The sequence below is a fragment of the Rhizobium sp. BIGb0125 genome, assembly GCF_024810055.1.
Lineage (GTDB): Bacteria > Pseudomonadota > Alphaproteobacteria > Rhizobiales > Rhizobiaceae > Agrobacterium.
Genome location: NZ_JANUDV010000001.1, coordinates 693538 through 717248 on the forward strand (window position 1 = coordinate 693538; position 23711 = coordinate 717248).

19 protein-coding genes and 1 tRNA gene are annotated in these 23711 nt (G+C 54.8%); 10 read left to right on the top strand and 10 right to left on the bottom strand.

From position 1 onward, the window contains the following. Window positions 1-99 precede the first annotated feature (99 nt). On the top strand, window positions 100-1125 hold the full coding sequence (locus tag M2418_RS03135; protein ID WP_259144052.1) for a DUF930 domain-containing protein: 1026 nt from the start codon (window positions 100-102) through the stop codon (window positions 1123-1125). A gap of 11 nt (window positions 1126-1136) precedes the next feature. On the opposite strand, the gene M2418_RS03140 is transcribed toward M2418_RS03135, so the two are convergent. Beyond that, window positions 1137-3692: an HWE histidine kinase domain-containing protein gene (locus M2418_RS03140; RefSeq protein WP_259144061.1), complete on the bottom strand. Its 2556-nt coding sequence runs from the start codon at window positions 3690-3692 to the stop codon at window positions 1137-1139. Beyond that, window positions 3679-3891, bottom strand: coding sequence for a hypothetical protein (locus M2418_RS03145; protein ID WP_259144063.1), 213 nt, complete (start codon window positions 3889-3891; stop codon window positions 3679-3681). The genes M2418_RS03140 and M2418_RS03145 overlap by 14 nt, the downstream gene beginning before the upstream one ends. A gap of 86 nt (window positions 3892-3977) precedes the next feature. Between M2418_RS03145 and M2418_RS03150 the strand changes: the two genes are divergently transcribed. Both M2418_RS03150 and M2418_RS03155 read left to right on the top strand, forming a co-directional pair. Continuing rightward, window positions 3978-4400: a secondary thiamine-phosphate synthase enzyme YjbQ gene (locus M2418_RS03150; RefSeq protein ID WP_259144064.1), complete on the top strand. Its 423-nt coding sequence runs from the start codon at window positions 3978-3980 to the stop codon at window positions 4398-4400. Window positions 4401-4584: 184 nt separating this feature from the next. Then, window positions 4585-4926 (top strand): hypothetical protein, encoded by a 342-nt coding sequence (locus M2418_RS03155; protein WP_259144066.1) that lies wholly within the window; start codon window positions 4585-4587, stop codon window positions 4924-4926. 166 nt (window positions 4927-5092) lie between these two features. Here M2418_RS03155 and M2418_RS03160 read toward each other — a convergent pair. Next, window positions 5093-5168, bottom strand: a tRNA-Ile gene (locus M2418_RS03160). Between the two features lie 183 nt (window positions 5169-5351). On the opposite strand from M2418_RS03160, the gene M2418_RS03165 reads away from it, so the two are divergent. The 3 genes from M2418_RS03165 (at window position 5352) to M2418_RS03175 (ending at window position 7404) form a co-directional block, all read left to right on the top strand. Beyond that, a complete protein-coding gene (locus M2418_RS03165; RefSeq protein WP_405049365.1) occupies window positions 5352-6098 on the top strand; it encodes an SIMPL domain-containing protein in 747 nt (248 codons plus the stop codon). A gap of 205 nt (window positions 6099-6303) precedes the next feature. Further along, a complete protein-coding gene (locus tag M2418_RS03170) occupies window positions 6304-6747 on the top strand; it encodes a PACE efflux transporter (protein WP_259144073.1) in 444 nt (147 codons plus the stop codon). A gap of 93 nt (window positions 6748-6840) precedes the next feature. Then, complete coding sequence (locus M2418_RS03175) at window positions 6841-7404, top strand: dual specificity protein phosphatase family protein (protein WP_405049366.1); 564 nt, start codon at window positions 6841-6843, stop codon at window positions 7402-7404. 64 nt (window positions 7405-7468) lie between these two features. Here the strand turns inward: M2418_RS03175 and M2418_RS03180 are convergent, their stop codons facing one another. Then, on the bottom strand, window positions 7469-8716 hold the full coding sequence (locus M2418_RS03180; RefSeq protein ID WP_259144077.1) for an AGE family epimerase/isomerase: 1248 nt from the start codon (window positions 8714-8716) through the stop codon (window positions 7469-7471). 183 nt (window positions 8717-8899) lie between these two features. Between M2418_RS03180 and metH the strand changes: the two genes are divergently transcribed. Next, window positions 8900-12673 carry a methionine synthase gene (gene metH / locus M2418_RS03185; RefSeq protein ID WP_259144085.1) on the top strand — a complete coding sequence of 1258 codons (3774 nt, stop codon included), beginning with the start codon at window positions 8900-8902 and terminating at the stop codon, window positions 12671-12673. Between the two features lie 150 nt (window positions 12674-12823). Here metH and M2418_RS03190 read toward each other — a convergent pair whose 3' ends face one another. The 6 genes from M2418_RS03190 to M2418_RS03215 all read right to left on the bottom strand — a co-directional run bounded on the left by M2418_RS03190 (window position 12824) and on the right by M2418_RS03215 (window position 19527). Continuing rightward, window positions 12824-14155 carry an MFS transporter gene (locus M2418_RS03190; RefSeq protein ID WP_259144869.1) on the bottom strand — a complete coding sequence of 444 codons (1332 nt, stop codon included), beginning with the start codon at window positions 14153-14155 and terminating at the stop codon, window positions 12824-12826. A gap of 249 nt (window positions 14156-14404) precedes the next feature. Next, window positions 14405-15466, bottom strand: coding sequence for an ABC transporter ATP-binding protein (locus tag M2418_RS03195; RefSeq protein WP_259144087.1), 1062 nt, complete (start codon window positions 15464-15466; stop codon window positions 14405-14407). Window positions 15467-15476: 10 nt separating this feature from the next. After that, window positions 15477-16259 (bottom strand): iron ABC transporter permease, encoded by a 783-nt coding sequence (locus M2418_RS03200; protein ID WP_192488471.1) that lies wholly within the window; start codon window positions 16257-16259, stop codon window positions 15477-15479. After that, a complete protein-coding gene (locus M2418_RS03205) occupies window positions 16256-17146 on the bottom strand; it encodes an ABC transporter permease subunit (RefSeq protein ID WP_192488472.1) in 891 nt (296 codons plus the stop codon). Before M2418_RS03205 ends, M2418_RS03200 begins: the two co-directional genes overlap by 4 nt. 97 nt (window positions 17147-17243) lie before the next feature. Continuing rightward, the gene (locus M2418_RS03210; protein ID WP_192488473.1) at window positions 17244-18350 is read right to left on the bottom strand and encodes an ABC transporter substrate-binding protein; all 1107 of its coding nucleotides are present in this window, start codon (window positions 18348-18350) and stop codon (window positions 17244-17246) included. A gap of 298 nt (window positions 18351-18648) precedes the next feature. Then, complete coding sequence (locus M2418_RS03215) at window positions 18649-19527, bottom strand: MurR/RpiR family transcriptional regulator (RefSeq protein WP_192488474.1); 879 nt, start codon at window positions 19525-19527, stop codon at window positions 18649-18651. 178 nt (window positions 19528-19705) lie between these two features. Here M2418_RS03215 and M2418_RS03220 point away from each other — a divergent pair, with 178 nt between their 5' ends. The 3 genes from M2418_RS03220 (at window position 19706) to M2418_RS03230 (ending at window position 23662) form a co-directional block, all read left to right on the top strand. Further along, a complete protein-coding gene (locus M2418_RS03220) occupies window positions 19706-20497 on the top strand; it encodes an N-formylglutamate amidohydrolase (protein ID WP_259144091.1) in 792 nt (263 codons plus the stop codon). Window positions 20498-20718: 221 nt separating this feature from the next. Beyond that, window positions 20719-22218, top strand: coding sequence for an amino acid permease (locus M2418_RS03225; protein WP_259144094.1), 1500 nt, complete (start codon window positions 20719-20721; stop codon window positions 22216-22218). 73 nt (window positions 22219-22291) lie between these two features. Continuing rightward, the gene (locus M2418_RS03230; protein WP_259144108.1) at window positions 22292-23662 is read left to right on the top strand and encodes a glutamine synthetase family protein; all 1371 of its coding nucleotides are present in this window, start codon (window positions 22292-22294) and stop codon (window positions 23660-23662) included. The last annotated feature ends 49 nt before the right edge of the window (window positions 23663-23711 follow it).

Consider the following 23711-nt stretch of genomic DNA (forward strand, 5'->3'; position numbering starts at 1 on the left):
CAAGCTCATGTGAGGCAAAGTGCGAATGGGTGGAACGCACGGTATATTGTACGAGATGCCGTCGCACTTTGGCTTTGTTTGCATTATTGATGTTGTGTGATGCAGAAGATTCCGGAAAAACAATGGTGGCAAAAAGGATGGACGATCCCGGTATCGGTCGTACTGCACCTTGCTTTTGTTGGTGCGTTCTTTTTGCAGTTTCCGGATTTCCCGACCGAGATGGCGGAGCCTGAAAGCATTAGTGTCGATCTGGTGCCGCCAGAGCCAGAACCACCACCGCCGCCACCTGAGCCTGAAAAGGAACCGGAAAAGCCGGAACAACCCGCTGCACCTCCGCCTCCGCCGCCTGCCGAAGAGGCTGCGCAAAAAATGCCAGCGGCCACAATGCCAGCAATCGCAATCCGCCCTGAGCCTCAGAAGGACGATGTCGTGGATAATCCTGGCACTAGTCCCGATGACGACGCTTCCGTCGCTGAAGACCCTACGGAGCTGGAGGAAAAGCCAACCGAAACGGTAACCGAGCCAAGCGAGAATCCGGTAGAGAATGCCGCAGTGGAGACGGCCTCGGCTGCTGCCGAGGACAACCCGCCGCCAACCGCTGCCGATGGTGAGTTGGCACCGCCTGATCCTGTCAAAACCGAACCTGCTGAAAAGCCGGTAGAGGCCAAACCGGAGGAAAAACCTGTCGAGGACAAGCCGGTAGAGGAAAAGGCAGCACAGACACCGAAGACCGATGCGCCAAAGAAATTAAAGAGCGCCAAAAAGCTTTTATCAAATCGGGTGATTGATAATCCCGGCATGCGTTCCATGCTGGGCGATTTGCCACCCAAACGCCGCATCGTGCAAATGTGCAGCATTGAGGCGTTGGCGCAGATCCGTCAGGTACGCTCTGGCTCCAGTGGACCGGATGGCATTGTGCCTTTTTCAGAAAAGGGTGGCCTGATTTCCGGCAATGTGCTTGATGCGAGTGGCGGTGCCTTTAACGTTGGCAACCGCTGGTACGATGTCACATTCCGTTGCGAGGTAGACCTCGATAACTTCAACGTCACATCGTTCCAGTATGAGATTGGCAAGGCGGCAGTGCCGCAGGCCGATGTCGTGAAACGTGGTTTCCCGGTGCCTTAAAATCCGACCACTCAGGCAGTTTCCGCTTTTTGTGACAGTCTGCCAATTTCTGACATGAGGGCATCTTCATCATAAGGTTTTCGGATAACTGGCACATTGGTCAGTTCTGCCGGTACGGCCAGGCTATCAGAATAACCGGTCGCAAACATGAATGGAATCTTGCGTCTCAAGAGTTCCTGTGCGACCGGAATGGATGTGTCCGAGCCAAGATTGATATCCAAAATGGCGACATCCGGTGAGAAGCTTTTCAGCTTTTCCAGTGCCATGCCAGAGGATGTGGCTGTTTCCACGCCGAAGATACCATTGTCTTCCAGCATATTTTCAACATCCATAGCAATCAGCATCTGGTCTTCAACGAGGAGCACTTTCAACGGTTCACCCTTTTTATGATGGTGTGATGGGGCAGTGTTTTTGGTTTCGCTCGCAACCGGAGCGACGATGTTTGACGAAGAGATGTGTCGGGCAGGCAGCAGCATCTGCACCTGCAAACCATCCAGCAAATAGGTCGTCGTGCTTTTACCGCCGAGGTCGTAGGGAATGCTGCGATTGATCAGTGCCGTGCCAAACCCCGTGCGTGACGGCGCAATCATCGGCGTACGCAGCACTTCGCGCCATTCCAGAGCGCAGTCGCCCACCTCGTTCAGCTTCCAGCTGACGGACAATTGTCCGCCGCTGTGGGCGAGGGCGCCATATTTCGCAGCATTGGTGGCAAGTTCGTGCAGGACCAGCGCCATGACGGAGAAGGCGCGCGAATCGAGAATGATATGCGGGCCGTCCAGGCTGATTGTGCCTTCACCAGCGCTATGCGGTGTCAGCTCGGCGTCCAGAAGGTCTTTGAGGGCACCACCGCCATCACCACGAATGATCTGGTCATGGGCGAATGACAGTGCCTGTATACGACCTTTCAGCGAGGTGATGTAGTCCTCCAGTGTGCGCCCTTGCTGTTTCGGATTGCCCACCAGTGACTTGATAATCGCCAGCACGTTTTTGACGCGGTGGTTCAGCTCCTCGTTCAGCATGCGCTGACGCACCTCGGCGCGTTTGCGCTCGCCTGCCATCAGTTCGCTATGGTGAAAGGCGATTTCCATCAGTGCAACACGTGCGGCTTCGGCAATCTGCCGGTCGGCTTCGGTCCACGGTTGCGCCTGCATTTCCACTGTTTCTTTCCAGATGGCGAAGCTCTTGCGCGGGGTCAGGCGGTCGCCCAAAGGACCTGTTTCATAGGATTTATCCGGATTTCCTCCCCAGTTCAAAGTCTGGATCAATTCCTTGCGGAAAAACAGCAGATATTTTTCTTCGACCTGCGACAACGGGATGGCAAGCATTCCGGCGGCAACATCGCTGTACGCTGCTGCTTCCGGATGCTGTTGCGAGAGGCAATGACCTGCCCAGATTTTGGCGCCTTCGACCATTGAGGTCGTGAACATGATAAGCCCCGGGATCGCATCTTCTGGCGGTGTAGAGCCCTGGCTGTACCACTTGCCCTTCAACCAAAGCCCAACGCCATCACATGGCATCAACCGGGTGAAGTCATGGAAACTCTCGACGAGAAGTTGCTCAATATCCGTGTGGTGGGCTGCAATACGCAAAAACGTATCTAGTGCAGCATGTGCCTGATTAGCAGTGTCCAGTTTGCGCTTCTGTTTCAGGGCCTGGAGATGCAGGGAGAAAAACTCACCAAACATTTCTGCAGCGATGCGACCTGGCAGCGACAGCATGCGAGGCGAGTAGTGGTGGCAGGCAATAAGGCCCCAGAGCACACCATCAACAATGATGGAGATCGACATGGAGGCCGACACGCCCATGTTACGCAGGTATTCCAGGTGAATGGGCGAAACGCTGCGCAAATGGGCAAATGAGAGATCGAGCGGTTCTCCGGAAGCATCAAGAACCGGGTTTATCGCAACCCGATCGCCGTTGGCATTGGAGATGATGCGCAAGGTGTTTTTCAGGTAAAGCGCGCGAGCCTGCTGGGGAATGTCGCTGGCGGGGAAATATTGCCCAAGAAAACTTTCCAGCTCGCGTTCTTTCGCCTCGGAGATGACTTTGCCCGCGCCGTCGTCTTCAAAACGGTAGATCATTACGCGGTCATAACCGAGCGTGGCTTTTACCAGCTTGGCGGCCCGCTCTACAAATATTTCGATGTTATTGAGCGACTTGATCCGCTCGATCATCCGCTGTGCCAAGTGCAAGGGATGGACTTCATCGCTGGCCGGCTCCAGTTCGATGATTGTAGTAGATTTGTGCCGATGCACGGAAATGTCGAAAATCAGGCCATCTTTGATTTTGACGCCCGGCAGTACTGCCGGTCTTTCGCTGCGGTTCATAATGGTCAGCGCGTTGCGTAGATCATGCACCGCCTGATCGCCCAGAATGCTTTCAATCGGTTTGCCGTTCAGGTTCTCAGTTTCACGCAGAATTTCACCACAGTTTTCCGAGTGGCGAATGATGGTGTGCATGGTTTTGTCACAGGCGATCAGACAACCATGGGGCTGTACGAAGCCAGGTATATGGATTGGTTCCTTGTCGCAATTGGTCAGATTGACCTGTTTGTCAGGGATATTCATATGCCATACTTTCAAAACGAACCGGAACTGAAGCAATCACGCTGCCGTAAGGATACACAGTCGCAATTGATGATTTTTGATGAATTATCAGCGGGAAACGATTGAAGATGGCGTCGGTGCCACGCGACATAGAAGACTGCCTTCGGTCAAGATTCGATTGTGTTGGGGCAAAAATTCGGTCCAAGATTTCAGTCGTCACGCGTTTGTCCCGTTATGGAAATTGCCCCTTATGGCCATCAACATTTCCGAAGCATTTAAGTTCCATTTTAAAACAGGAAAAAATACATGCCGCAGAAAACCATAGTGATCTCGACCAAAGGGCAGGGGCTTTACGAATTTACTCGTGAGGCGGCGTCTTTTATACGAGACTGTGGCGGTGAGGACGGGCTGCTGACGCTGTTCGTGCGCCATACATCCTGTTCTCTGCTGATTCAAGAAAATGCCGATCCGGATGTGCAGCGAGATTTGCGGGAGTTTTTTGCCCGCCTTGTTCCCCCATCAAACGACCCTTCCATGCGTTGGGTTGTTCATACGATGGAGGGGCCTGATGATATGCCTGCTCACATCAAATCAGCACTGACACAGGTGTCCATCGGTATCCCCGTGTCAGCAGGTCGAATGGCGTTGGGAACATGGCAGGGCATCTATCTTTTCGAGCATCGAGACCAGTCTCACCGGCGTGAAATCGTACTTCACCTATCGCCGTGACTTTTTATTTTTATATGAAAATCAATCCTTTATTTCGAATTTTCGTCCGAGTTAATCATAATGAACTATAGCTGAACGGACGGTTCTGAATCCGTTCAGCCTGATCTTTCTATGTTCTCTTCAACCGCTTGGGAAATGCGGGATCGTTATTGGTCCAACCCTCAAGGAAATTGGAGAAAACACAATGTTGAATAGTTTTGCAAAAGCCGGTCTGGCAGCACTCATCGCTCTTGGTGGTTTCTCTGCGACCGCGTCGACAGCTTCTGCCGGTGGTCCGGAAATTCGTTTCGGTATCTACAACGGCGGTGGCCACGGCGGTGGTCATGGCTGGCAGCGTGAGCGCGATCGTCGACGCGACAATTGCTCCCCTTGGTTTGCAGAAGAAAAGGCAAGCCGCATGGGCTTGCGCCGTGCCCGCGTTGTTGACGTTTCGCCGCGTCGCGTTGTTGTCGCCGGTTTTGACCGCCACGGCCGTGACCGCGTTATCTTCGCGAATGAGCGTGGTTGCCCGGTTATCCGCCGCTAATCATTTCACAGCATCAGCCGTCTGGTCCACCCGCCCTTGATGGCCTGAAAGGAACGCCTCTTGCTTTGCTCTCACGGGCAGGCATGGGGCGTTTCAACAAATCAGCCCGCAACTTTCCGCACCCCCGTTTCGAGAATACGTGATATTGAAGTGTTCTGGAGAAATTTGGTGGGCCTGGAGAGACTCGAACTCCCAACCAAGCGGTTATGAGCCGCCGGCTCTAACCATTGAGCTACAGGCCCACTGAGCAACACGTGCTCATGTACGCCGGATGCAATGGTTCATATCGGCGCAAAAATGGCTCTAAACCAATTTGTGGGAACCTACAAGCCATTGCCGTAAAGGCTTCACAATCTATTGCCACAGGATAGTGATGCGCTCAAACTTGCAACGATTTGGTGCATCCAATAATGAGGAGACATTCCATGATTGCTAAAAATGCCCGTACTGCTTTGATTCTGGCGGCATTCACGACTTTTTCGACACTGCCCATGGGTGCAAGTGTTGCCTTTGCGCAGGCCTCCACGCCACGCGAAGCAGTTATCAATGTTTCGGGCGAAGGCCAGGCGGCAATCGTGCCTGACATGGCGATTCTCTCCTTCAGCGTTGTTAAGCAGGCTGACACTGCCGCGGCAGCTCTCGATGCCAACAGCAAGGCACTGGCCGAAGTCTTGAAAGCACTGAAGGCTGACAAGATTGACGACAAGGATCTGCAGACCAGCAACTTCTCCATTCAGCCGCTCTACAAGCAGGTTGAGCCAAAGGATGGCGTTTATGTTGCGCCTGAGATCATCGGTTATCAGGTTAGCAACGGCCTGACAGTGCGGGTGCGCGATTTGGCAAAGCTTGGCGGCATCATGGATACCTCGGTCAAGCTTGGTATCAATCAGGGTGGCGATATCAGCTTCACCAATGACAAACCGGATGCGACGGTTGAGGAGGCACGCAAGGCAGCCGTTGCCAATGCGGTTGAAAAAGCCAAGACCCTTGCTGCAGCCGCTGGCGTAAAGCTTGGCCGTATCATTGAAATCAATGAAAACATGCCACGCCCGATGGCGCAGCCAATGGTGCGCGCAGCCATGATGAAAGAAATGGATGCGGGCGTACCGATCGCGGCTGGTGAAAACACCTATACCGTGACTGTAAACCTGACATTTGCGCTGGAACAGTAATCTTTTAGCGGCGAGGGGCAGCGGTTTACCGTTGCCCTTTGTCTGTTCGTGGCGCTGTTTGTCCCGCGCTTGTCTCAGACTTTTCGCCAAAGAAAAGCAGTTGCATTTACGACATCATATCCTATTTAGGGCGCAAGAGAGGACGGCCTCCCCCATAACGGGAAGATTGATCGGGACGACCCGGTAGCACCCGCAGGTGAATATCATGCGCTCCGTTCGCGACAGAATCCGTCACGCCATCAGTTTCGAAATCATCGGTCTTTTGCTGGTTACGCCTTTGGGCGCGCTGGTGTTCAACAAACCTATCGAAGACATTGGTGTTATCGCAGTTGTCGGTGCAACGCTCGCCACCCTGTGGAACTACGTTTACAATCTGTCTTTCGATGTACTGATGACGCGCTGGCGCGGCACGACCGAAAAGACCATTCCGATCCGTGTACTGCACACGGTGCTGTTTGAGGCAGGTCTGCTTGTCGTGCTGTTGCCGTTCATTGCGACATATCTCGGCATCACACTCTGGGCAGCGTTTGTGATGGATGCGGCTTTCGCACTGTTTTACATGGTCTATGCATTTGTTTTCAATTGGGGTTATGACCGCGTTTTCCCACTACCCGAGTGGAACCAAGGCGAAAACATCACGCAATCGTGACGCCTCTACGCCGTTGAATGCAACCATGGCTTACTTGTTTTATCGCCTGTGCGCTGACAAGTAAGCGCCATTGTTGCGTGCGTATATGAGTGTATGTTTGTGCGAATTTTGAAAATTGCAAAAATTGCGGCTGTTTGTCTGGTCGCATTGCCTGTTTTGACCGGCGCCCATATGGGCATCAATCAGTTGATCGGGAATTTCCATGAAGTGCTGCCGGGTGAGCTTTATCGCTCGGCACAGCCAAGCGGCAAGGATATTACCTCATATGCCGAAACCTACGGCATCAAGACCATCATCAATCTACGGGATGAGAAACGCGAAGCCTGGTATGACGCCGAAAGCGAAGCGGCCAAGGCACACGGTATTCGTCTGGTCGATTTTCCGCTCAGTTCCAAGGAAAAGCTGACGCAGGATGATTCTGAGCTTCTGGTAGAAATCATGAAAAACGCTGAAAAGCCCATTCTCATTCATTGTGAGCATGGTGCCAACCGCACCGGGCTGGTGTCTGCCATGTATGTTGGTGCCGTTGCCGGGAAAAGCGAGATATTTTCCGAATTCCAGCTGTCACCTTATTACGGTCATGTGCCGATCCCCGGCATTGGTCGTTATGCAATGTACGAATCCTGGGATGAGTTTGAAGAAAGCATCGGATTTTAAATCTTACTCATAAAAAAGTGCCGTGTTTCTAAGGAACGCGGCACTTTTGTTATCCGGAATCAATTCAGAACCGGGCACCTTTTTCGGCAATAACCTTGGTCAGGCTGCCATCAGCTGGGAACAGCGGAATGAGGCAGGCCTGCAGCGCGTGGTAAATGTCGCCTTTGCCGGGGAACAGCGTATTGGCCGGAACGAGGTTTTCGGTCAGTTCCTCATGCCAGCCGCCATTGTTGTGGTCGATGAAGCGGTTGGCAATGGTGCTCCAAATCTTGCGATAGCTGTCCTCATAAAACGCGTCAGCCGGCAGATTTTCATTGAGGAAGTGGGCAGCACCGGCTGCCTCACACATTGGCCACCAGAGCTTTTCCGTCTTGGCGGGAACATTGCCCCAGTCCAGCGTATAGAAGAAGCCACCTTGTTGTCTGTCCCAGCCAAGAGCCATGGACTGCACGAACAGGGATTGGGCTGCAAGCGGCATCCAGTCGTGTTTGCGCTCACCCAGCACCCATAATTGCAGGATGAGGCGTGCCCATTCCAGCCAGTGGCCGGGCGTGGAGCCGGAAGGACGGAACATTTCGTTGCCGCGATAATCCTTGTTCAGCGTCCAGTTGTCATCGAAATGCTCAGGCACGCGGAAATCCAACGCGCGGGCGCAGCGGTTGATGATGAGGTCGGCAATGCGCTCGGCCTTGTCGAGATAGCTTCGTTCGCCGGTCACCTCATAGGCCGCCATGAGCGCTTCGGTCAGGTGCATGTTGGAGTTCTGGCCGCGATAGGCTTCGATAGGTGACCAGTCGCGGTTGAACTCCTCATTGATGGCGCCGTGTTTTTCTTCCCAGAAGCGGGTCTCCAAAACCTCGGTCACATCGGCGAGCATGGCATCTGCCAGCGGGTGGCCGACCACCTTGGCGGAGGAAGCGGCCAGCAGTACAAATGCGTGGCCGTAACCCTGCTTGCTCGAATCGACCGGACCGTTGTCATCGACCTGCCAGAAATAACCGCCATGCTGTGTGTCACGGTGGTTTTCCCACAGATAGGTCATGCCATGGTCGATGATATCGCCGCAGCCGGGGCGACCGAGCAAATGGCCAATGGCGAAACAATGCACCATGCGGGCAGAGGCGTGAATGCCGCGAACCGGGTTTTCCGGCTGCAAAGGCGCGCCACTGGCGTTCAGATCGAAGAAACCACCCTTGGGATTGACGGCACGATATTGAAAGAAATCATGCAATCCATCCGCCTGTTTCAACAGCCATTGCCTGTGCAGGGGCAGGGTGCTCCAGTTCGCAGAGAGTGTTTCGGCCTTCGGCATTGTCTTCCTCCATGTTGGGGAAAGCTATATCTGCTCATCTATTGGCTGTCACGCAGAAGAGCATTCTCTTATGATGCGACATCATGTGAAACCATAGCTATGCCTTGAAGATATATTGACATAAACATATCTTTATGTGAGTTGATGCTTGCGATACCGCAAGCTGGAATGAGGAGAGTGCCCGTGTTTGACGAAGTGTTCGGCGCAGAAGGTGGTCGCCAGGATGGCGCAGAAATTCTGAAAGCCCTTCAACAGGCAGCGCGTGAGCGTATCCTCATCCTTGATGGTGCTATGGGCACGCAGATCCAGGGGCTGGGATTTGAGGAAGACGACTTCCGTGGCAACCGGTTCATTGGTTGCGCCTGCCATCAGAAGGGCAATAACGACCTTCTTATTCTGACCCAGCCAAGTGCGATTGAAGACATTCATTATCGCTATGCGATTGCCGGTGCCGATATTCTGGAAACCAATACCTTCTCGTCAACCAGCATCGCGCAGGCTGACTACGAGATGGAAGGTGCTGTTTATGACCTGAACCGTGAAGGTGCAGCCGTCGTGCGCCGTGCTGCGCAGCGCGCCGAACGCGAAGATGGCAAGCGTCGTTTCGTGGCTGGTGCCATCGGCCCGACCAACCGTACCGCCTCCATTTCCCCTGATGTTAACAATCCCGGTTACCGCGCCGTGACCTTCGATGATCTGCGTCTTGCCTATGGCGAGCAGATCGATGGTCTGATCGATGGTGGTTCTGACATCATCCTGATAGAAACGATCTTCGACACGCTGAACGCGAAGGCAGCAATTTTCGCCTGCCAGGAGCGTTTTGCTGCCAAGGGCATTTATTTGCCGGTAATGATATCAGGTACGATCACCGATCTTTCGGGCCGCACGCTGTCCGGGCAGACGCCGTCGGCGTTCTGGAACTCGGTGCGTCACGCAAATCCCTTCACCATCGGCCTGAACTGCGCGCTTGGTGCCAACGCCATGCGTCCGCATTTGCAGGAATTGTCTGACGTTGCGGATACCTTCATCTGCGCCTATCCGAATGCTGGCCTGCCAAACGAATTTGGCCAGTATGACGAAACGCCCGAGATGATGGCAAAGCAGGTTGAAGGTTTTGCACGCGACGGTCTGGTCAATATTGTCGGCGGTTGCTGTGGTTCGACGCCTGACCATATCCGCGCCATTGCCGAAGCCGTAAAGGGCCACAAGCCGCGCCAGGTGCCTGAGCACAGGTCCTTCATGTCGCTGTCTGGCCTTGAGCCTTTCGTGCTGACAAAGGACATTCCGTTCGTCAACGTCGGTGAGCGTACCAACGTGACCGGCTCGGCGCGTTTCCGCAAGCTGATTACCGCTGGTGATTATACGGCAGCACTTACCGTTGCCCGCGATCAGGTGGAAAACGGTGCGCAGGTCATCGACATCAACATGGATGAGGGCCTGATCGACAGCCAGAAGGCCATGGTCGAGTTCCTGAACCTGATTGCTGCTGAACCGGATATTGCCCGCGTTCCTGTCATGATCGATTCGTCGAAATTCGAGATCATCGAAGCTGGTCTGAAGTGCGTTCAGGGCAAGTCCATCGTCAACTCCATCTCGCTGAAGGAAGGCGAGGAGAAGTTTCTCGAGCAGGCACGGTTGGTACGCAATTACGGTGCTGCCGTAGTTGTTATGGCGTTTGACGAAGTTGGCCAGGCCGATACCTATCAGCGCAAGGTCGAGATTTGCAGCCGTGCTTACAAGTTGCTGACCGAAAAGGCTGGTCTGCTGCCGGAAGACATCATCTTCGATCCGAACGTGTTTGCGGTGGCAACCGGTATTGAAGAGCACAATAATTACGGTGTCGACTTCATTCAGGCGACAGAGACCATCCGCAAGACCATGCCGCTGACACATATCTCCGGCGGTGTTTCCAACCTGTCCTTCTCGTTCCGTGGAAATGAGCCGGTGCGCGAAGCCATGCATGCGGTGTTCCTGTATCACGCCATTCAGGTTGGCATGGACATGGGTATCGTCAATGCCGGCCAGCTGGCTGTCTACGACAATATCGACGCTGAACTGCGTGACGCCTGTGAAGACGTGGTGCTGAACCGTCGTGACGATGCCACTGAGCGACTGCTGGAAATTGCGGAACGCTTCCGTGGCTCTGGTGCCAAGGAAGCCAAGGTGCAGGACTTGTCCTGGCGTGAGCTGCCGGTTGAAAAGCGTCTGTCCCATGCGCTGGTCAATGGCATCACCGACTATATCGATACCGATACCGAAGAAGCACGCCAGAACGCCGAGCGTCCGCTGCACGTTATCGAAGGCCCGCTGATGGCCGGCATGAATGTGGTGGGTGACCTGTTTGGTGCCGGCAAGATGTTCCTGCCGCAGGTGGTGAAATCCGCCCGCGTCATGAAACAGGCCGTGGCCGTGTTGCTGCCATACATGGAAGAAGAGAAGCGTCTGAATGGTGGCTCTGAACGCAGTGCTGCCGGCAAGGTGCTGATGGCGACCGTGAAGGGCGACGTACACGATATCGGCAAGAACATTGTCGGCGTCGTGCTGGCCTGCAACAACTACGAGATCATTGATCTTGGCGTGATGGTGCCGACCTCGAAAATTCTGGAAACGGCGATTGCCGAGAAGGTGGATGTCATCGGTCTTTCCGGTCTTATCACGCCGTCACTGGACGAGATGGTGCATGTCGCTGCCGAAATGGAGCGGCAGGGTTTTGACATCCCACTGCTGATCGGTGGCGCAACCACCAGCCGTGTGCACACGGCCGTGAAGATCCACCCGCGTTATGAGAAGGGGCAGGCGATTTACGTCACCGATGCTTCGCGTGCCGTGGGTGTGGTGTCGGCGCTGCTGTCCAACGAGCAGAAGCCTGCCTATATCGATGGTATTCGCGGTGAATACGCCAAAGTTGCCGAAGCCCATGCCCGTAACGAGCGTGAGAAGCTGCGCCTACCGTTGCAGCGTGCCCGTGATAATGCCCACAAGGTTGACTGGAGCGATTACAAGCCGGTCAAACCGCAGTTCTATGGCACCAAGGTGTTCGATAGCTACGACCTTGAGGAATTGTCGCGTTACATCGACTGGACTCCGTTCTTCCAGACGTGGGAACTGAAAGGCCGCTACCCGGCGATCCTCAACGATGAAAAGCAGGGTGAAGCCGCACGCCAGCTTTATGCTGACGCACAAGCTATGCTCAAGAAGATCATTGATGAGAAGTGGTTCCGTCCGCGGGCTGTTATCGGTTTCTGGCCTGCCAATACTGTTGGTGACGATATCCGCTTGTTTACCGATGAAAGCCGCGCGGAGGAATTGGCGACGTTCTTCACTCTGCGTCAGCAGTTGTCCAAGCGCGACGGTCGTCCGAATGTGGCGCTATCTGACTTCGTGGCACCAAAGGACAGCGGCGTTGAGGACTATGTCGGCGGTTTCGTTGTCACGGCTGGTATCGAGGAAGTGGCGATTGCCGAACGGTTTGAGCGCGCCAATGACGACTATTCGTCCATTCTCGTAAAGGCGCTGGCGGACCGTTTTGCCGAAGCCTTTGCCGAGTGCATGCATGAACGTGTGCGCAAGGAGTTCTGGGGATATGCCAAGGACGAGAGCCTCAGCAATGAAGATCTGGTCGGTGAAGCTTATGCCGGTATTCGCCCGGCACCCGGTTATCCTGCCCAGCCTGATCACACCGAAAAGAAGACGCTGTTCGAACTTTTGGACGCGACAAATGCCGCCGGTGTCGAGTTGACCGAGAGCTACGCCATGTGGCCGGGTTCTTCCGTGTCTGGCATTTATATCGGCCATCCTGAAAGCTACTATTTCGGCGTTGCCAAGGTAGAGCGCGATCAGGTTCACGACTATGCGGCGCGCAAGGGCATGCCGGTTGTCGAGGTTGAGCGTTGGCTTGGACCGGTGCTGAACTATGTGCCGGCCAATGGCGACGACGACGTGGAAAATGCGGCCTGAGAGTTTGCGTCAGGCCGTTGATGATCTGAGTCCGGCTTTCTCGACAAGGCATTGAAGGAAAAGAAAAAGGCGCGAAAAACTTTGCGCCTTTTTTGTTGTCTAAAAGACTGTGTTCGTCCCGCCTTTTGGGACGGCGAGGCGGCGGCCTTCTCAGGCGCGCAGTGTTTCCAGTTCCTCGATGCCGACATGGCTTTCCACCTCGTCACCACGCAGATGCAGGTAGACACCAATGGCAAAGGCCAGAACGGCGATGAATACCAGATACCAGGCGTGAGCCATCGGGGTGTAAGCCAGCGCGGTCGTGACGGCGACTGGTGTCAGGCCGCCAAAGATCGCGTAGGAGACATTGTAGGCGAAGGACATGCCGGAGAAACGTACCGATGCCGGGAAGGCACGGACCATCACGTATGGTACTGCGCCGACGATGCCGACCGAGAAGCCCATAACCGCGTAAAGGCCAAAAAGGGCGGTAAGCGAGGTACCGGCAAAGCTGTAGAACGTGAAAGTGGCAATGCCGAAGAACACGCTGGCGCCCATGAAGAAACGGCCACTGCCAATCTTGTCGACCAGTGCACCAGCCAAAATGACACCGATGATCAGGAACAGCGTTCCAAAGCTGGTGGCAGCCAGTGATTCAAGCGCCGAGTAGCCATAAAGCTTCTGCAGGAAGGTAGCGGTCATCAGTGTCGTGACGACGATTGCCGCAGATAAAACCCACGTCAGCAGGGCAGAAATGATGACGCCGCGTCTGTGGTTCTTCAAAACGGTGCCAAGTGGCAGGTCACGCGACAGCGACTTCGATTTCTTCATTTCGTTGAAGATCGGGGTCTCTTCGAGCCAACGGCGCAGGTAAACGGCAACAAGGCCGAAGATGCCGCCAATGAAGAACGGAATGCGCCAGGCGTAAGCGGCAACTTCGTCAGGCGTGAAAATGCTGTTGATGGCGGTCGCAATGAGCGAACCGAGCATGATGCCGAGCGACAGGCCGGAGGTCAGGAAACCGCAGGCGAGGCCAACACGGCGGAATGGCACGTGTTCAGACACGAATGTCCAGGCGCCCGGCACTTCGCCACCAATGGCAGCGCCCTGCAACATGCGCAGGATAACCAGCATGATCGGTGCAGCAATGCCAATTGATGCATAGGTTGGCATCAGCGCCATGCCGAGCGTCGAAAGCGCCATCAGCAGAATGGAGAAAGCAAACACACGCTTGCGGCCATAACGGTCACCGAAATGGGCAAGTACGATGCCACCGATCGGGCGGATCAGATAACCGGCAGCAAAAATGCCGAAGGTCTGGATCATGATCACCGAGTCCGACATGTCGGCCGGGAAAAACAGGTGGCCGATGACGGTGGCGAAAAAGACGAAAATGATGAAGTCGTAAAACTCAAGCGCGCCGCCAAGGGCGGACAGGCCGAGTGTACGGTAATCCTGTGAATTCAGGGGGCGGGCAGCCGCCGGTGTCGTGGTGGGAGACATGATGATGCCGTTCTCTTCGTAGGTGACCCCACGCAACCCGCCGCTCGTTTGAATTATGTCATGGCAATGGATTGCGCATACAACATTGAGGAGACTGTCCGGCGCATGGTGGCATGGGCGGAATGTCTGAAACTCACTGTCCGGGCGGTTGAATGGGGCATCGTCAGGGGGATTACAAGCGGTTTCTGGCCGCTTTTGCCCGATGGTGAACAAAAGCGGCGCAAAGTCTGTTTAAATCGATTGTATTTCCTACTCGCGGATAACGAGAAGGTCGCGTGCGTCGAAATACAAGGTCACGACAGAATCATGTTCTGGTGGCTGCATGCCGGGATTATTGAACATGTCGAACGAGATCTTGTGGCCAGCGACATCCAGACGGGTACGGATGACCGAGCCGAGGAAGTTGCTGCTCAGCACCTTTCCGGAAATCGACGAGTCCTTGTTTTCCGATGCAGACAGCGTTCCTGCTTCCGGGCGAAGCGCCAGCGAAATCTTGTCGCCCTGTTTGTGAGTGGCAATCGGTTCTGCCAACTTCAGGGTCGTTTCGCCGATCTTGACCGTGGCGCTGGCCGGATCAACCACCGTTGCCTCGAGAATGTTGAGCGTGCCAACGAAGGACGCCACGAAGCGGGTTTCCGGCTTGTTGTAAACCTCAAACGGCGTGCCGATCTGGTCTGCACGCCCAGCATTCATCACCACGATACGGTCGGAAATGGACAGGGCCTCTTCTTGATCGTGGGTCACGAAAATGGTGGTGATGCCAAGCTGACGTTGGATCTGGCGAATTTCTTCACGCAGCGACACGCGGATCTTGGCGTCGAGAGCCGAGAGCGGTTCGTCGAGCAGCAGCACTTCCGGCTTTGGCGCAAGAGCACGGGCCAAGGCAACACGCTGCTGCTGACCACCGGACATTTGGTATGGGTAACGGTCAGCCAGATGTTCGAGGTGAATGAGCGCCAGCATTTCCTTGACGCGTGTGTCGATCTCGCTCTTTGGCTTACCGGCGACCTTGAGGCCGAATGCAACGTTTTCAAACACGTTCATGTTTGGAAATAGAGCGTAGGCCTGAAACACCATGCCAATGTTGCGCTGGTTCGGCCGCAATGTCGTCTGGTTGCGACCGTTGATGACGATGTCGCCGTCGCTCGGTGTCTCGAAACCGGCGATCATGCGCAGGATGGTGGTCTTGCCGCATCCCGATGGGCCGAGGAACGAGATGAACTCACCTTTTTCGATCGCCATGTTGAAGTCATGGACGACCTGCACCGGGCCAAAAGATTTTTTAATGTTCTGAAGTGTCAAAAAGCTCATAAAATCTTCCTCAGGCCTTTGGAGGCGCGCCCTTCTGGTAGCGTGAGACGAGTTGGATCAGACCAAGGCAACCCCATGTAATGCCGAAGGAAATTACGGCAAGGGCGGCAGGCTCATAAGCGCGGTTGGCGCCGAGCAACTGCATGTAAGGTCCGAAGGCGGGGCGGTTCAAAAGCGCTGCCATGGTGAATTCACCAATGACGATGGCAAAGGTCAGGAATGCGCCTGACAGAACGGCAACCAGCACATTTGGCAGGATGATGCGCGACAGGATGGTAAACCATCCCGCACCCAGGCTCTGGGCGGCTTCAGTCAGTGTGCCGATATCGATGGTACGCAGACCCGTATCGACAGCACGATACATGTAGGGCAAAGCAAGTATTGCATAGCCGAACATCAATAACAGGTCGGTGCCGAAGGCGGAACCGGTCAGCGGCAGCCAGCTCGAGGTGTTGTAAAGGCGGATGTAACCGAATACGATAACGATGGCTGGAATAACCAGTGGCAGCAGCGTGACGAATTCGACGTAAGGGCGAAGCGCTGGCAGTTTAAGACGCACCCAATAGGCAGTCGGAACCACCAGCAACACGCCGAACACGATCGTGAAAAGCGCCATCATGACAGAATAGCTGAAGGTTTCCTGAAAACGCGGATCGCCAAGCACCTTGGCGTAAGCGTCGAAGGAATATTCGCCGCGCCGCATTTTCATGGAGAAGTTTGTCATGCCGATCAGCGGCAGGGCAAAATATAGAATGCCGAAAACCAGCGCACCCCAGGCGAAAATACGCTTCATTTCAGCCACCTTTCACTGCGGGCGCGCAGCCAGATATAAAGCGCGTTGGCAATGCCGGTCAGCACGATCATGCCGAATGCAAGTGCGTAACCCAGATGCGGGTTACCGAGAACGTCGCCACGGATCTGCGCAAACAACAGAATAGGCACGATGCTGAGCGACGAGCCGGTCAGTGCTATAGCTGTTGCAACAGCGCCAAACGCGTTGGCAAACAGCAGCGACATGGTACCAAGAATGGACGGTAGCAGGATGGGGAATGCCACCATGCGCCAGTATTGGAAACCGCTGGCGCCGAGGATTTCGGCGGCTTCGCGCCATTCGCGCTTCAGGCCATCCAGGGCAGGGGTAATGATGAGGATCATCAGCGGAATCTGGAAAAACAGATAGGTGATCGTCAGGCCCCAGAACGACAGCAGGTTGAAGCCCATGAGGCGTAGGTCAAGACCGAGCTGTGTTTTCAGGAAAACCGTGACGAGACCAACAGGGCCGAGTGTGGCGATGAAGGCGAAGGCCAGTGGCACACCGGCGAACTGCGAAGCAACACCGGAAAATGTCAGCAGCGGGCTACGGATCCAGTTGGGCAGGCCACCCAGCACAACGGCTGCGGCCACACCAAAACCGATCAGGCAGCCGAGAAGGGCCGAGGCGATGCTGATTTTGATGGAAATCCAGTAGGCGGCGATAATCGAGGGCGTGTAGAGTCCCTTGATATTATCCAGCGTAAAACTGCCATCAGGATTTTGAAAAGCGCCAATGACGATTTTCATCGTCGGCAAAAACAGGAAAAGAACAACGAATATAAGAAAAGGAACAACGCCCAGCCAATCAAGCGGAAGACGAGGTCGCTTGCTTGTCTGCCGGGTCGCGCCAGTGTTGGCTGATGACATGCCGTGTGCCCCAAACGCCGCAGTTGATGCGGTCTCTTGTTTCAATTTTATAAAAACCGCCCCAGCACGCAATGGCCGGGGCGGCTTGTATCAATGCTTACTGAACGTTTGCGCCGACAACGCTGTCCCAGCCAGCTGTTACAGCGGCCTTGTTGTCGTCAACTTCCTGAAGGGTTGGGAAGTATGCCTTTTCGTAAGCAGCTGCTGGTGGCAGGGCATCAAGCAGATCCTGAGGGATCTTGTTGGCCTTTGCCATCGCGTTGAAGCGGATCGGGTGGCAGAAGCCCTTCAACCAGCCGAGCTGACCTTCGTCAGAATACAGGTGTTCCATCCAAAGCTTGGCAGCGTTCGGGTGTGGCGCGTAAGCCGAGATACCCTGTACGTAAACGCCAGCCAGAACGCCCTTGGCAGGAACGACAACTTCTGTCGGAGGGTTGCCATTCAGTGTCTTTGCCCAGGACAGAGCATTGTAGTCCCACGCGATGACGATCGGGGTTGCGCCCTGTGCCAGCGTACCGGCCTTGCCGATAACTGGTACGAAGTTGCCAGCCTTGTTGAGTTCTGCAAAGTACTTCAGGCCAGCTTCGCCGGCGTCCTTGCCAGACTTGGCATCGGAAGCAAGACCAGCAGCCAGAACGCTGAGGATAGCCTGGTTGGAAGCACGTGGGTCACCAGCAAGAGCAACCTGGCCAGCATATTCCGGCTTCAGCAGATCAGCCCAGTCGGTTGGAACGTTGGATACGAGATCCTTGTTCACCATGATGGACATAACGCCGTAGTAGTCGCCGTACCAGTAACCTTCGGCATCCTTAACTTCGTTTGGAATTTCGTCCCAGGTGGAAACCTTGTAAGGCTGCAACAGCCCTTCAGCCTTTGCCTGTGGACCGAAAGCCAGACCGACGTCGATAACGTCAGGAGCCTGCGGACCCTTGTTGTCCTTGTTTGCCTTGATGGCTTCGATTTCGTCAGCGGAACCGGCGTCTGGGTTCAGTTCGTTGACGGTGATCTCTGGATACTTGGCTTTGAAGGCTGCGATGACATCGCCATAACCACACCAGTCGTGTGGCAGTGCGACCGTAGTAAGCATGCCTTCCTTCTTGGCTGCTTCGATGAGTTCTGCACTTGGCTGAGCAGATGCGACGGCCGTGGAGGCGATCACAATGGCTGTAGACAGTGCTAGCAGGCGGCGGCTGTTAGAGATCACTTTTTTCTCCTCTTCGTGTTTCTCAGGCGTCGGCGGACGCTGATACTTCCGTTACGTGAACTTAATGTGACGATCAGATTGCGTTGCCCTTATCCGGATTCCGCCGCTTTTCGCCTTTTTTCCGCCATCTTTGCGTTTTGTTGCAACCCATGGAGCGGAAAAATATTTTTTTGTTCAGTGAAAAATTTCAAGGCGTCTATTCCGGCTTATCTTCTCCCCATCACGCGCCGGAAGCGTTGTAAGGTTATCCAAGCAGCAGATGCAATTTTCGTCAAGGAATATGCATTCTGACTGATGTTCATGTTCTGTCGGGTCTGCGGAACAGACGTGTCTGCTCGAAAAGTCCTTCCAGCGCGTTCATGCGTTCCTTTGTTTCGTCCCATGAACGGCTCTGAACGGCTTCGATCAGGGCTTCAACAACGAACAGGGTAACAACGGACGAATCCCACGCGGACGGCGCTTCGATCCGCACCCTAAACGTATGCAGTGCATGTTTTGCGACAGGGGAGGTCCATTGGTCGGTAAACAGCAGAATGCTGACGCCATTGGCATGGGCAACCTCTGCAAGGGTCGCCATGTCATGTTCGTAACGCCTGATGTCGAAGATCACCAGCACGTCACCGGCGCTCATGTTCAGCATATATTGCGGCCATGAGCTGGAGTTGGACGACATCAGCGTCGTTTTCGGGCGGATGACCTGCATATGGGTGAAGAAATATTCCGCGATCGATCCTGTGATACGGCCACCCACGAAATAGAGGCTGCGCTTACGGTCGGCCAGCAGCGCAGCGGCATTGTCGAAAGAGGCGGTGTCGAGATCGCTCAACGTGTCGCGCAGGTTGCTGGTAATGGCATCAGCGAAGCGGTTGAGAATGTGCAGGCCGGGAGCATTGGATGCCCAACGGTCATGTTTGGCGATCGGCCCGGAAATCGTCGCTTCCAGCTCCTGATGCAACCTTGCCTGAAATTCCGGATATCCCTTGAAGCCAAGCTTCTGCACCATACGCACAACGGTTGGCGTGGAGACGCCAGCGTTTTCCGCGACCGTGGTTATGCTGCCCAGTCCTGAGACGGGGTAGTTAGCAAGCAAGCTTTCCGCGAGCTGTTTTTCAGCTCTCGTCAGGTTTTCATAATGGCTATGGATGACATCCGATACGGTTGCCGCTGCACTTTGCAAATTGTTCCCCCTCCGGTCTTTTTGCCGGTCTGGATTTGCAGATTAACAATGGGGATGTTGGGGGAGTCAATCGAAAACTTGAAAAGATTCTTTCAGAATTTCATTGACAGAATGTGAATGGTGAAGAATTCTTTTCTTGCTGCGTGGGGACGTGGCATGATCTGGCGGGGTTCTTTGCATGACTTTGCGTTCACGGTTTTTCACTGATGCTGAGGGTGACACTGTCGCCGTGGAAAACGCGGATGCTGTCGGTGATGTGCTATTGATCTGCGAACATGCGTCACGGGAAATTCCGGAGTATTTTGGCACGCTAGGCTTGGATGCCAATGTGCTGTCCAGCCACATTGCCTGGGACCCAGGCGCACTGGCGGTCTCCAGACTGCTGGTGGGCAAGCTTGATGCAACCCTTGTTTATCAACGATATTCCCGGCTGATTTACGACTGCAACCGCCCGCCGGAATCCGTGGCAGCAATGCCGTCTTCCAGCGAGATTTATGAAATACCGGGTAATCGGCAGATTTCCGATGCCGAGCGTTTTGCCCGCACATCGGCGGTTTACATGCCGTTCCACGAGCAGGTGGATGACATTATTGCCGCCCGCCTGTCGCAGGGGCGTCAGCCTGTCATCGTAACCATTCATAGCTTCACGCCTGTTTATTACGGCCAGCTCCGTGAGGTTCAGGTCGGCATTCTTCATGATGTCGACAGCCGTCTGGCCGACGGAATGCTGGCGGCGGCAAACAGTGATTCTCCTGATGGGGGTAAGCCCTATCAGGTGGAAAGAAACCAGCCTTACGGACCGGAAGATGGCGTGACGCACACATTGCGCCTGCACGCACTGCCGGAAGGTTTGCTCAACGTGATGATCGAAATTCGCAACGATCTCATCAGGGATGAAAAGGAGCAGGAAGCTGCCGCGGATTTTGTGGCGGGACTTGTGAAACAGGCACTGTCGTCGTTGGCACGGTGAAACAATCTGGGGAGATGACGGGCAAAGATCCGCACTCGCAATAAGAACATTTGAAATACTGCCGCACGTTCAGACAGCCGAAAAGGCGCGGAGTGCTGCAGGGGAACAGTAAATGCGCATGGGCGCTAGCGGATCAATCGTTCCGAACGCACCCGATCAACTGGGGCAAAATCGGCCATTCCGGCTGACTGCCTGTTTTTTCTTTTTCAGGAGAGAAGAGCATGGACAGTTCATCAGCAGGCGTCAGCTATAAAAAAGCGGACGCTTCCTATTTCGAAAAACGAGGACTTTCACGCTATGCCGGTGTGTGGTCACTTTGGTCACTTGGGGTTGGCGCAGTTATTTCAGGGCATTTTTCCGGCTGGAACTTCGGGTTTTCCACCGGCGGATGGGGTGGCATGCTCGTTGCGGGCATGATTATCGCCGTCATGTATCTCGGCCTTACTCTTTCCATTGCTGAAATGAGCCCAGCATTGCCGCATACCGGTGCGGCCTATTCCTTTGCCCGCACGGCCATGGGTCCGTGGGGCGGTTTTATCACCGGCCTTTGCGAGAACGTCGAATATGTTCTCACCCCCGCCGTTATCGTGACTTTCATCACGGCCTATGTGAACTCAATCCTTGGGCTCGATCCCGTCTATTCACCCTTCTTATGGGTGTTGTTCTACGTCATCTTTCTTGCTCTCAACATTTTCGGGCTTGAGCTTTCCTTCAAGGTAACGCTGGTCATCACGCTGATTTCGCTCGGTGTTCTGGTGTTCTTCTGGATCAGCGCCATTCCGAACATGGACTTTTCGCGTTGGGCATTGAACATCGGCGTCGGGCCTGATGGCGCTGCGGTTGAACTGCCAGAGGGCAATGGATCATTCTTCCCATTCGGTTTTTCCGGTGTTCTGGCCACGCTGCCGTTTGCCGTTTGGTTGTTCCTTGCCATCGAACAGTTGCCGCTGGCGGCCGAGGAATCTGTCGATCCGAAGCGTGATATGCCGAAGGGCATCATTCTCGGCATTATCACTCTGATGATTTCGGCATTCATGATCGTGCTGCTCAACCCATCGCTGCCAGGCGTGGGTGCCTTCCATCTCGGTTCGTCGCTTGAGCCGCTGCTAGATGGTTTCAAGGCCGTCTATGGTGACGGTGGCGTGGTTCTGCTCGGTCTCGTTGCCTTGACCGGTCTGATCGCCAGCTTCCACACGATCCTTTATGCGCAGGGACGCCAGATCTATTCGCTGTCGCGTGCCGGATACTTCCCGACAGCACTTTCTGTCACTCATCCGAAGTTCAAGACACCGCATGTTGCAATGCTGACCGGCGCTCTCGTGGGCCTCAGCGTCATGCTGGTAATCTGGTTCTCGCTGGGCGCAGACCAGGGTGGCAGCATCATCGGCAGCGTGCTGCTGAACATGGCGGTGTTTGGTGCGATGTTCTCCTACATCATGCAGGCGATCTCGTTCATCATGCTTCGCCGCAATCTGCCGCACATTGAACGGCCATTCCGTTCTCCGGTGGGTATTCCAGGAGCCGTGCTGACCATCATCATTGCTGTCGTAACCCTGCTGTATCAGGTTCAGGACCCTAACTTCTCAAAGGGTGTTGTCTGGGTGGCCGTATGGTTTGCCATTGCCATTGCTTACTTCGCACTGGTTGGCCGGCATCGCCTGATCCTGTCTCCGGAAGAAGAGTTTGCTCTGGAGCACAAGCAGGCCGCTACGCGTGCTTGACGCACGCCAATAAAAAGAAACGGACGGCCCATAATTCGGGCCGTCTCCTTTCGATTGAGGGATCAGATAAAAAATGACCGCCACCTATACATTCGATGAACTGAAAAAAGACGTGACCGAAGGGCGTATCGATACTGTGCTGGCATGTCTGGTTGATATGCAGGGCCGCCTGATGGGCAAGCGTTTTCAGGCGGAATTTTTCGTGGAAAGTGCCCATGAAGAAACGCACAGCTGCAACTACCTGCTGGCGACCGACATGGAGATGGAGACTGTTGCCGGCTACAAGGCGACAAGCTGGGAGAAGGGTTATGGTGATTATACCATGAAGCCTGACCTCTCGACGCTGCGGCGCGTGCCATGGCTGGAAGGCACGGCTCTGGTGCTGTGCGACGTACTGGATCATCACACTCATGCAGAGGTCCCGCATTCACCGCGTGCCATCCTCAAAAAGCAGGTGGCGCGACTGGCCGAGATGGGGTTGAAGCCCTTCATGGCAACGGAGCTTGAGTTTTTCCTGTTCGACCAGACCTATGATGCGGCCCGTGAAAGTGGATATCGCAATCTGCACCTCGCCAGCGGTTACAACGAGGATTACCACATCTTCCAGACCACCAAGGAGGAGGATGTGATGCGGGCCCTGCGCAAGGGGCTGCAGGGAGCAGGCATTCCGGTGGAGAACTCCAAGGGTGAGGCATCGCCCGGTCAGGAAGAGATCAACGTGCGGTATGCCGATGCGCTGACTATGGCCGACCGCCATTCGATCATCAAAAATGCGGCCAAGGAAATTGCCTGGTCCAAGGGCAAGGCCATCACCTTCCTTGCCAAGTGGAATTATAATTCCGCCGGCAGTTCGTCACATATTCATCAGTCACTGTGGAGCCTTGATGGCAAGACGCCAGCCTTCTTCGACAAGGGAGCAGAGCATGGCATGTCTGACACAATGAAGCATTACATGGCGGGTCTGTTGGCGCATGCCAGCGAGATTACCTATTTCCTTGCGCCCTATATCAACTCCTACAAGCGGTTCATGGCTGGTACGTTTGCACCAACCAAGGCTATCTGGAGCAAGGACAACCGCACGGCAGGGTATCGCCTGTGCGGTGAAGGCAGCAAGGCGATCCGTGTCGAGTGCCGGGTGGGTGGTTCCGATCTCAATCCGTATCTCGCCATGGCGGCCCTGATTGCCGCAGGCATTGATGGCATTGAGAAGAAACTTGAATTGGAGCCTGCTTTCGTAGGAGATGCTTACGGAGCAAAAGAGGTGCGGGAAATTCCAACGACATTGCGTGCCGCCATGCAGGAATTGAAGTCATCTGCCATGTTGCGGTCTGCTTTTGGCGATGAAGTGGTTGACCACTATGTGCGCGCTGCCGAGTGGGAACAGGAGGAATACGACCGGCGCATTACCGACTGGGAAGTCGCGCGCGGTTTTGAGCGAGCGTAAATTTGTCGGGCCGTCACCTGCGACGCGGTTTCGGCCCGATACCGAGGAA

Coding starts and splice junctions, on each gene's coding strand:
- M2418_RS03135 (WP_259144052.1), top strand. CDS start 100: ATGCAGAAGATTCCGGAAAAACAATGGTGGCAAAAAGGATGGACGATC.
- M2418_RS03140 (WP_259144061.1), bottom strand. CDS start 3,692: ATGAATATCCCTGACAAACAGGTCAATCTGACCAATTGCGACAAGGAA.
- M2418_RS03150 (WP_259144064.1), top strand. CDS start 3,978: ATGCCGCAGAAAACCATAGTGATCTCGACCAAAGGGCAGGGGCTTTAC.
- M2418_RS03155 (WP_259144066.1), top strand. CDS start 4,585: ATGTTGAATAGTTTTGCAAAAGCCGGTCTGGCAGCACTCATCGCTCTT.
- M2418_RS03165 (WP_405049365.1), top strand. CDS start 5,352: ATGATTGCTAAAAATGCCCGTACTGCTTTGATTCTGGCGGCATTCACG.
- M2418_RS03170 (WP_259144073.1), top strand. CDS start 6,304: ATGCGCTCCGTTCGCGACAGAATCCGTCACGCCATCAGTTTCGAAATC.
- M2418_RS03175 (WP_405049366.1), top strand. CDS start 6,841: ATGTTTGTGCGAATTTTGAAAATTGCAAAAATTGCGGCTGTTTGTCTG.
- M2418_RS03180 (WP_259144077.1), bottom strand. CDS start 8,716: ATGCCGAAGGCCGAAACACTCTCTGCGAACTGGAGCACCCTGCCCCTG.
- M2418_RS03190 (WP_259144869.1), bottom strand. CDS start 14,155: ATGTCTCCCACCACGACACCGGCGGCTGCCCGCCCCCTGAATTCACAG.
- M2418_RS03195 (WP_259144087.1), bottom strand. CDS start 15,466: ATGAGCTTTTTGACACTTCAGAACATTAAAAAATCTTTTGGCCCGGTG.
- M2418_RS03200 (WP_192488471.1), bottom strand. CDS start 16,259: ATGAAGCGTATTTTCGCCTGGGGTGCGCTGGTTTTCGGCATTCTATAT.
- M2418_RS03205 (WP_192488472.1), bottom strand. CDS start 17,146: ATGTCATCAGCCAACACTGGCGCGACCCGGCAGACAAGCAAGCGACCT.
- M2418_RS03220 (WP_259144091.1), top strand. CDS start 19,706: ATGACTTTGCGTTCACGGTTTTTCACTGATGCTGAGGGTGACACTGTC.
- M2418_RS03225 (WP_259144094.1), top strand. CDS start 20,719: ATGGACAGTTCATCAGCAGGCGTCAGCTATAAAAAAGCGGACGCTTCC.
- M2418_RS03230 (WP_259144108.1), top strand. CDS start 22,292: ATGACCGCCACCTATACATTCGATGAACTGAAAAAAGACGTGACCGAA.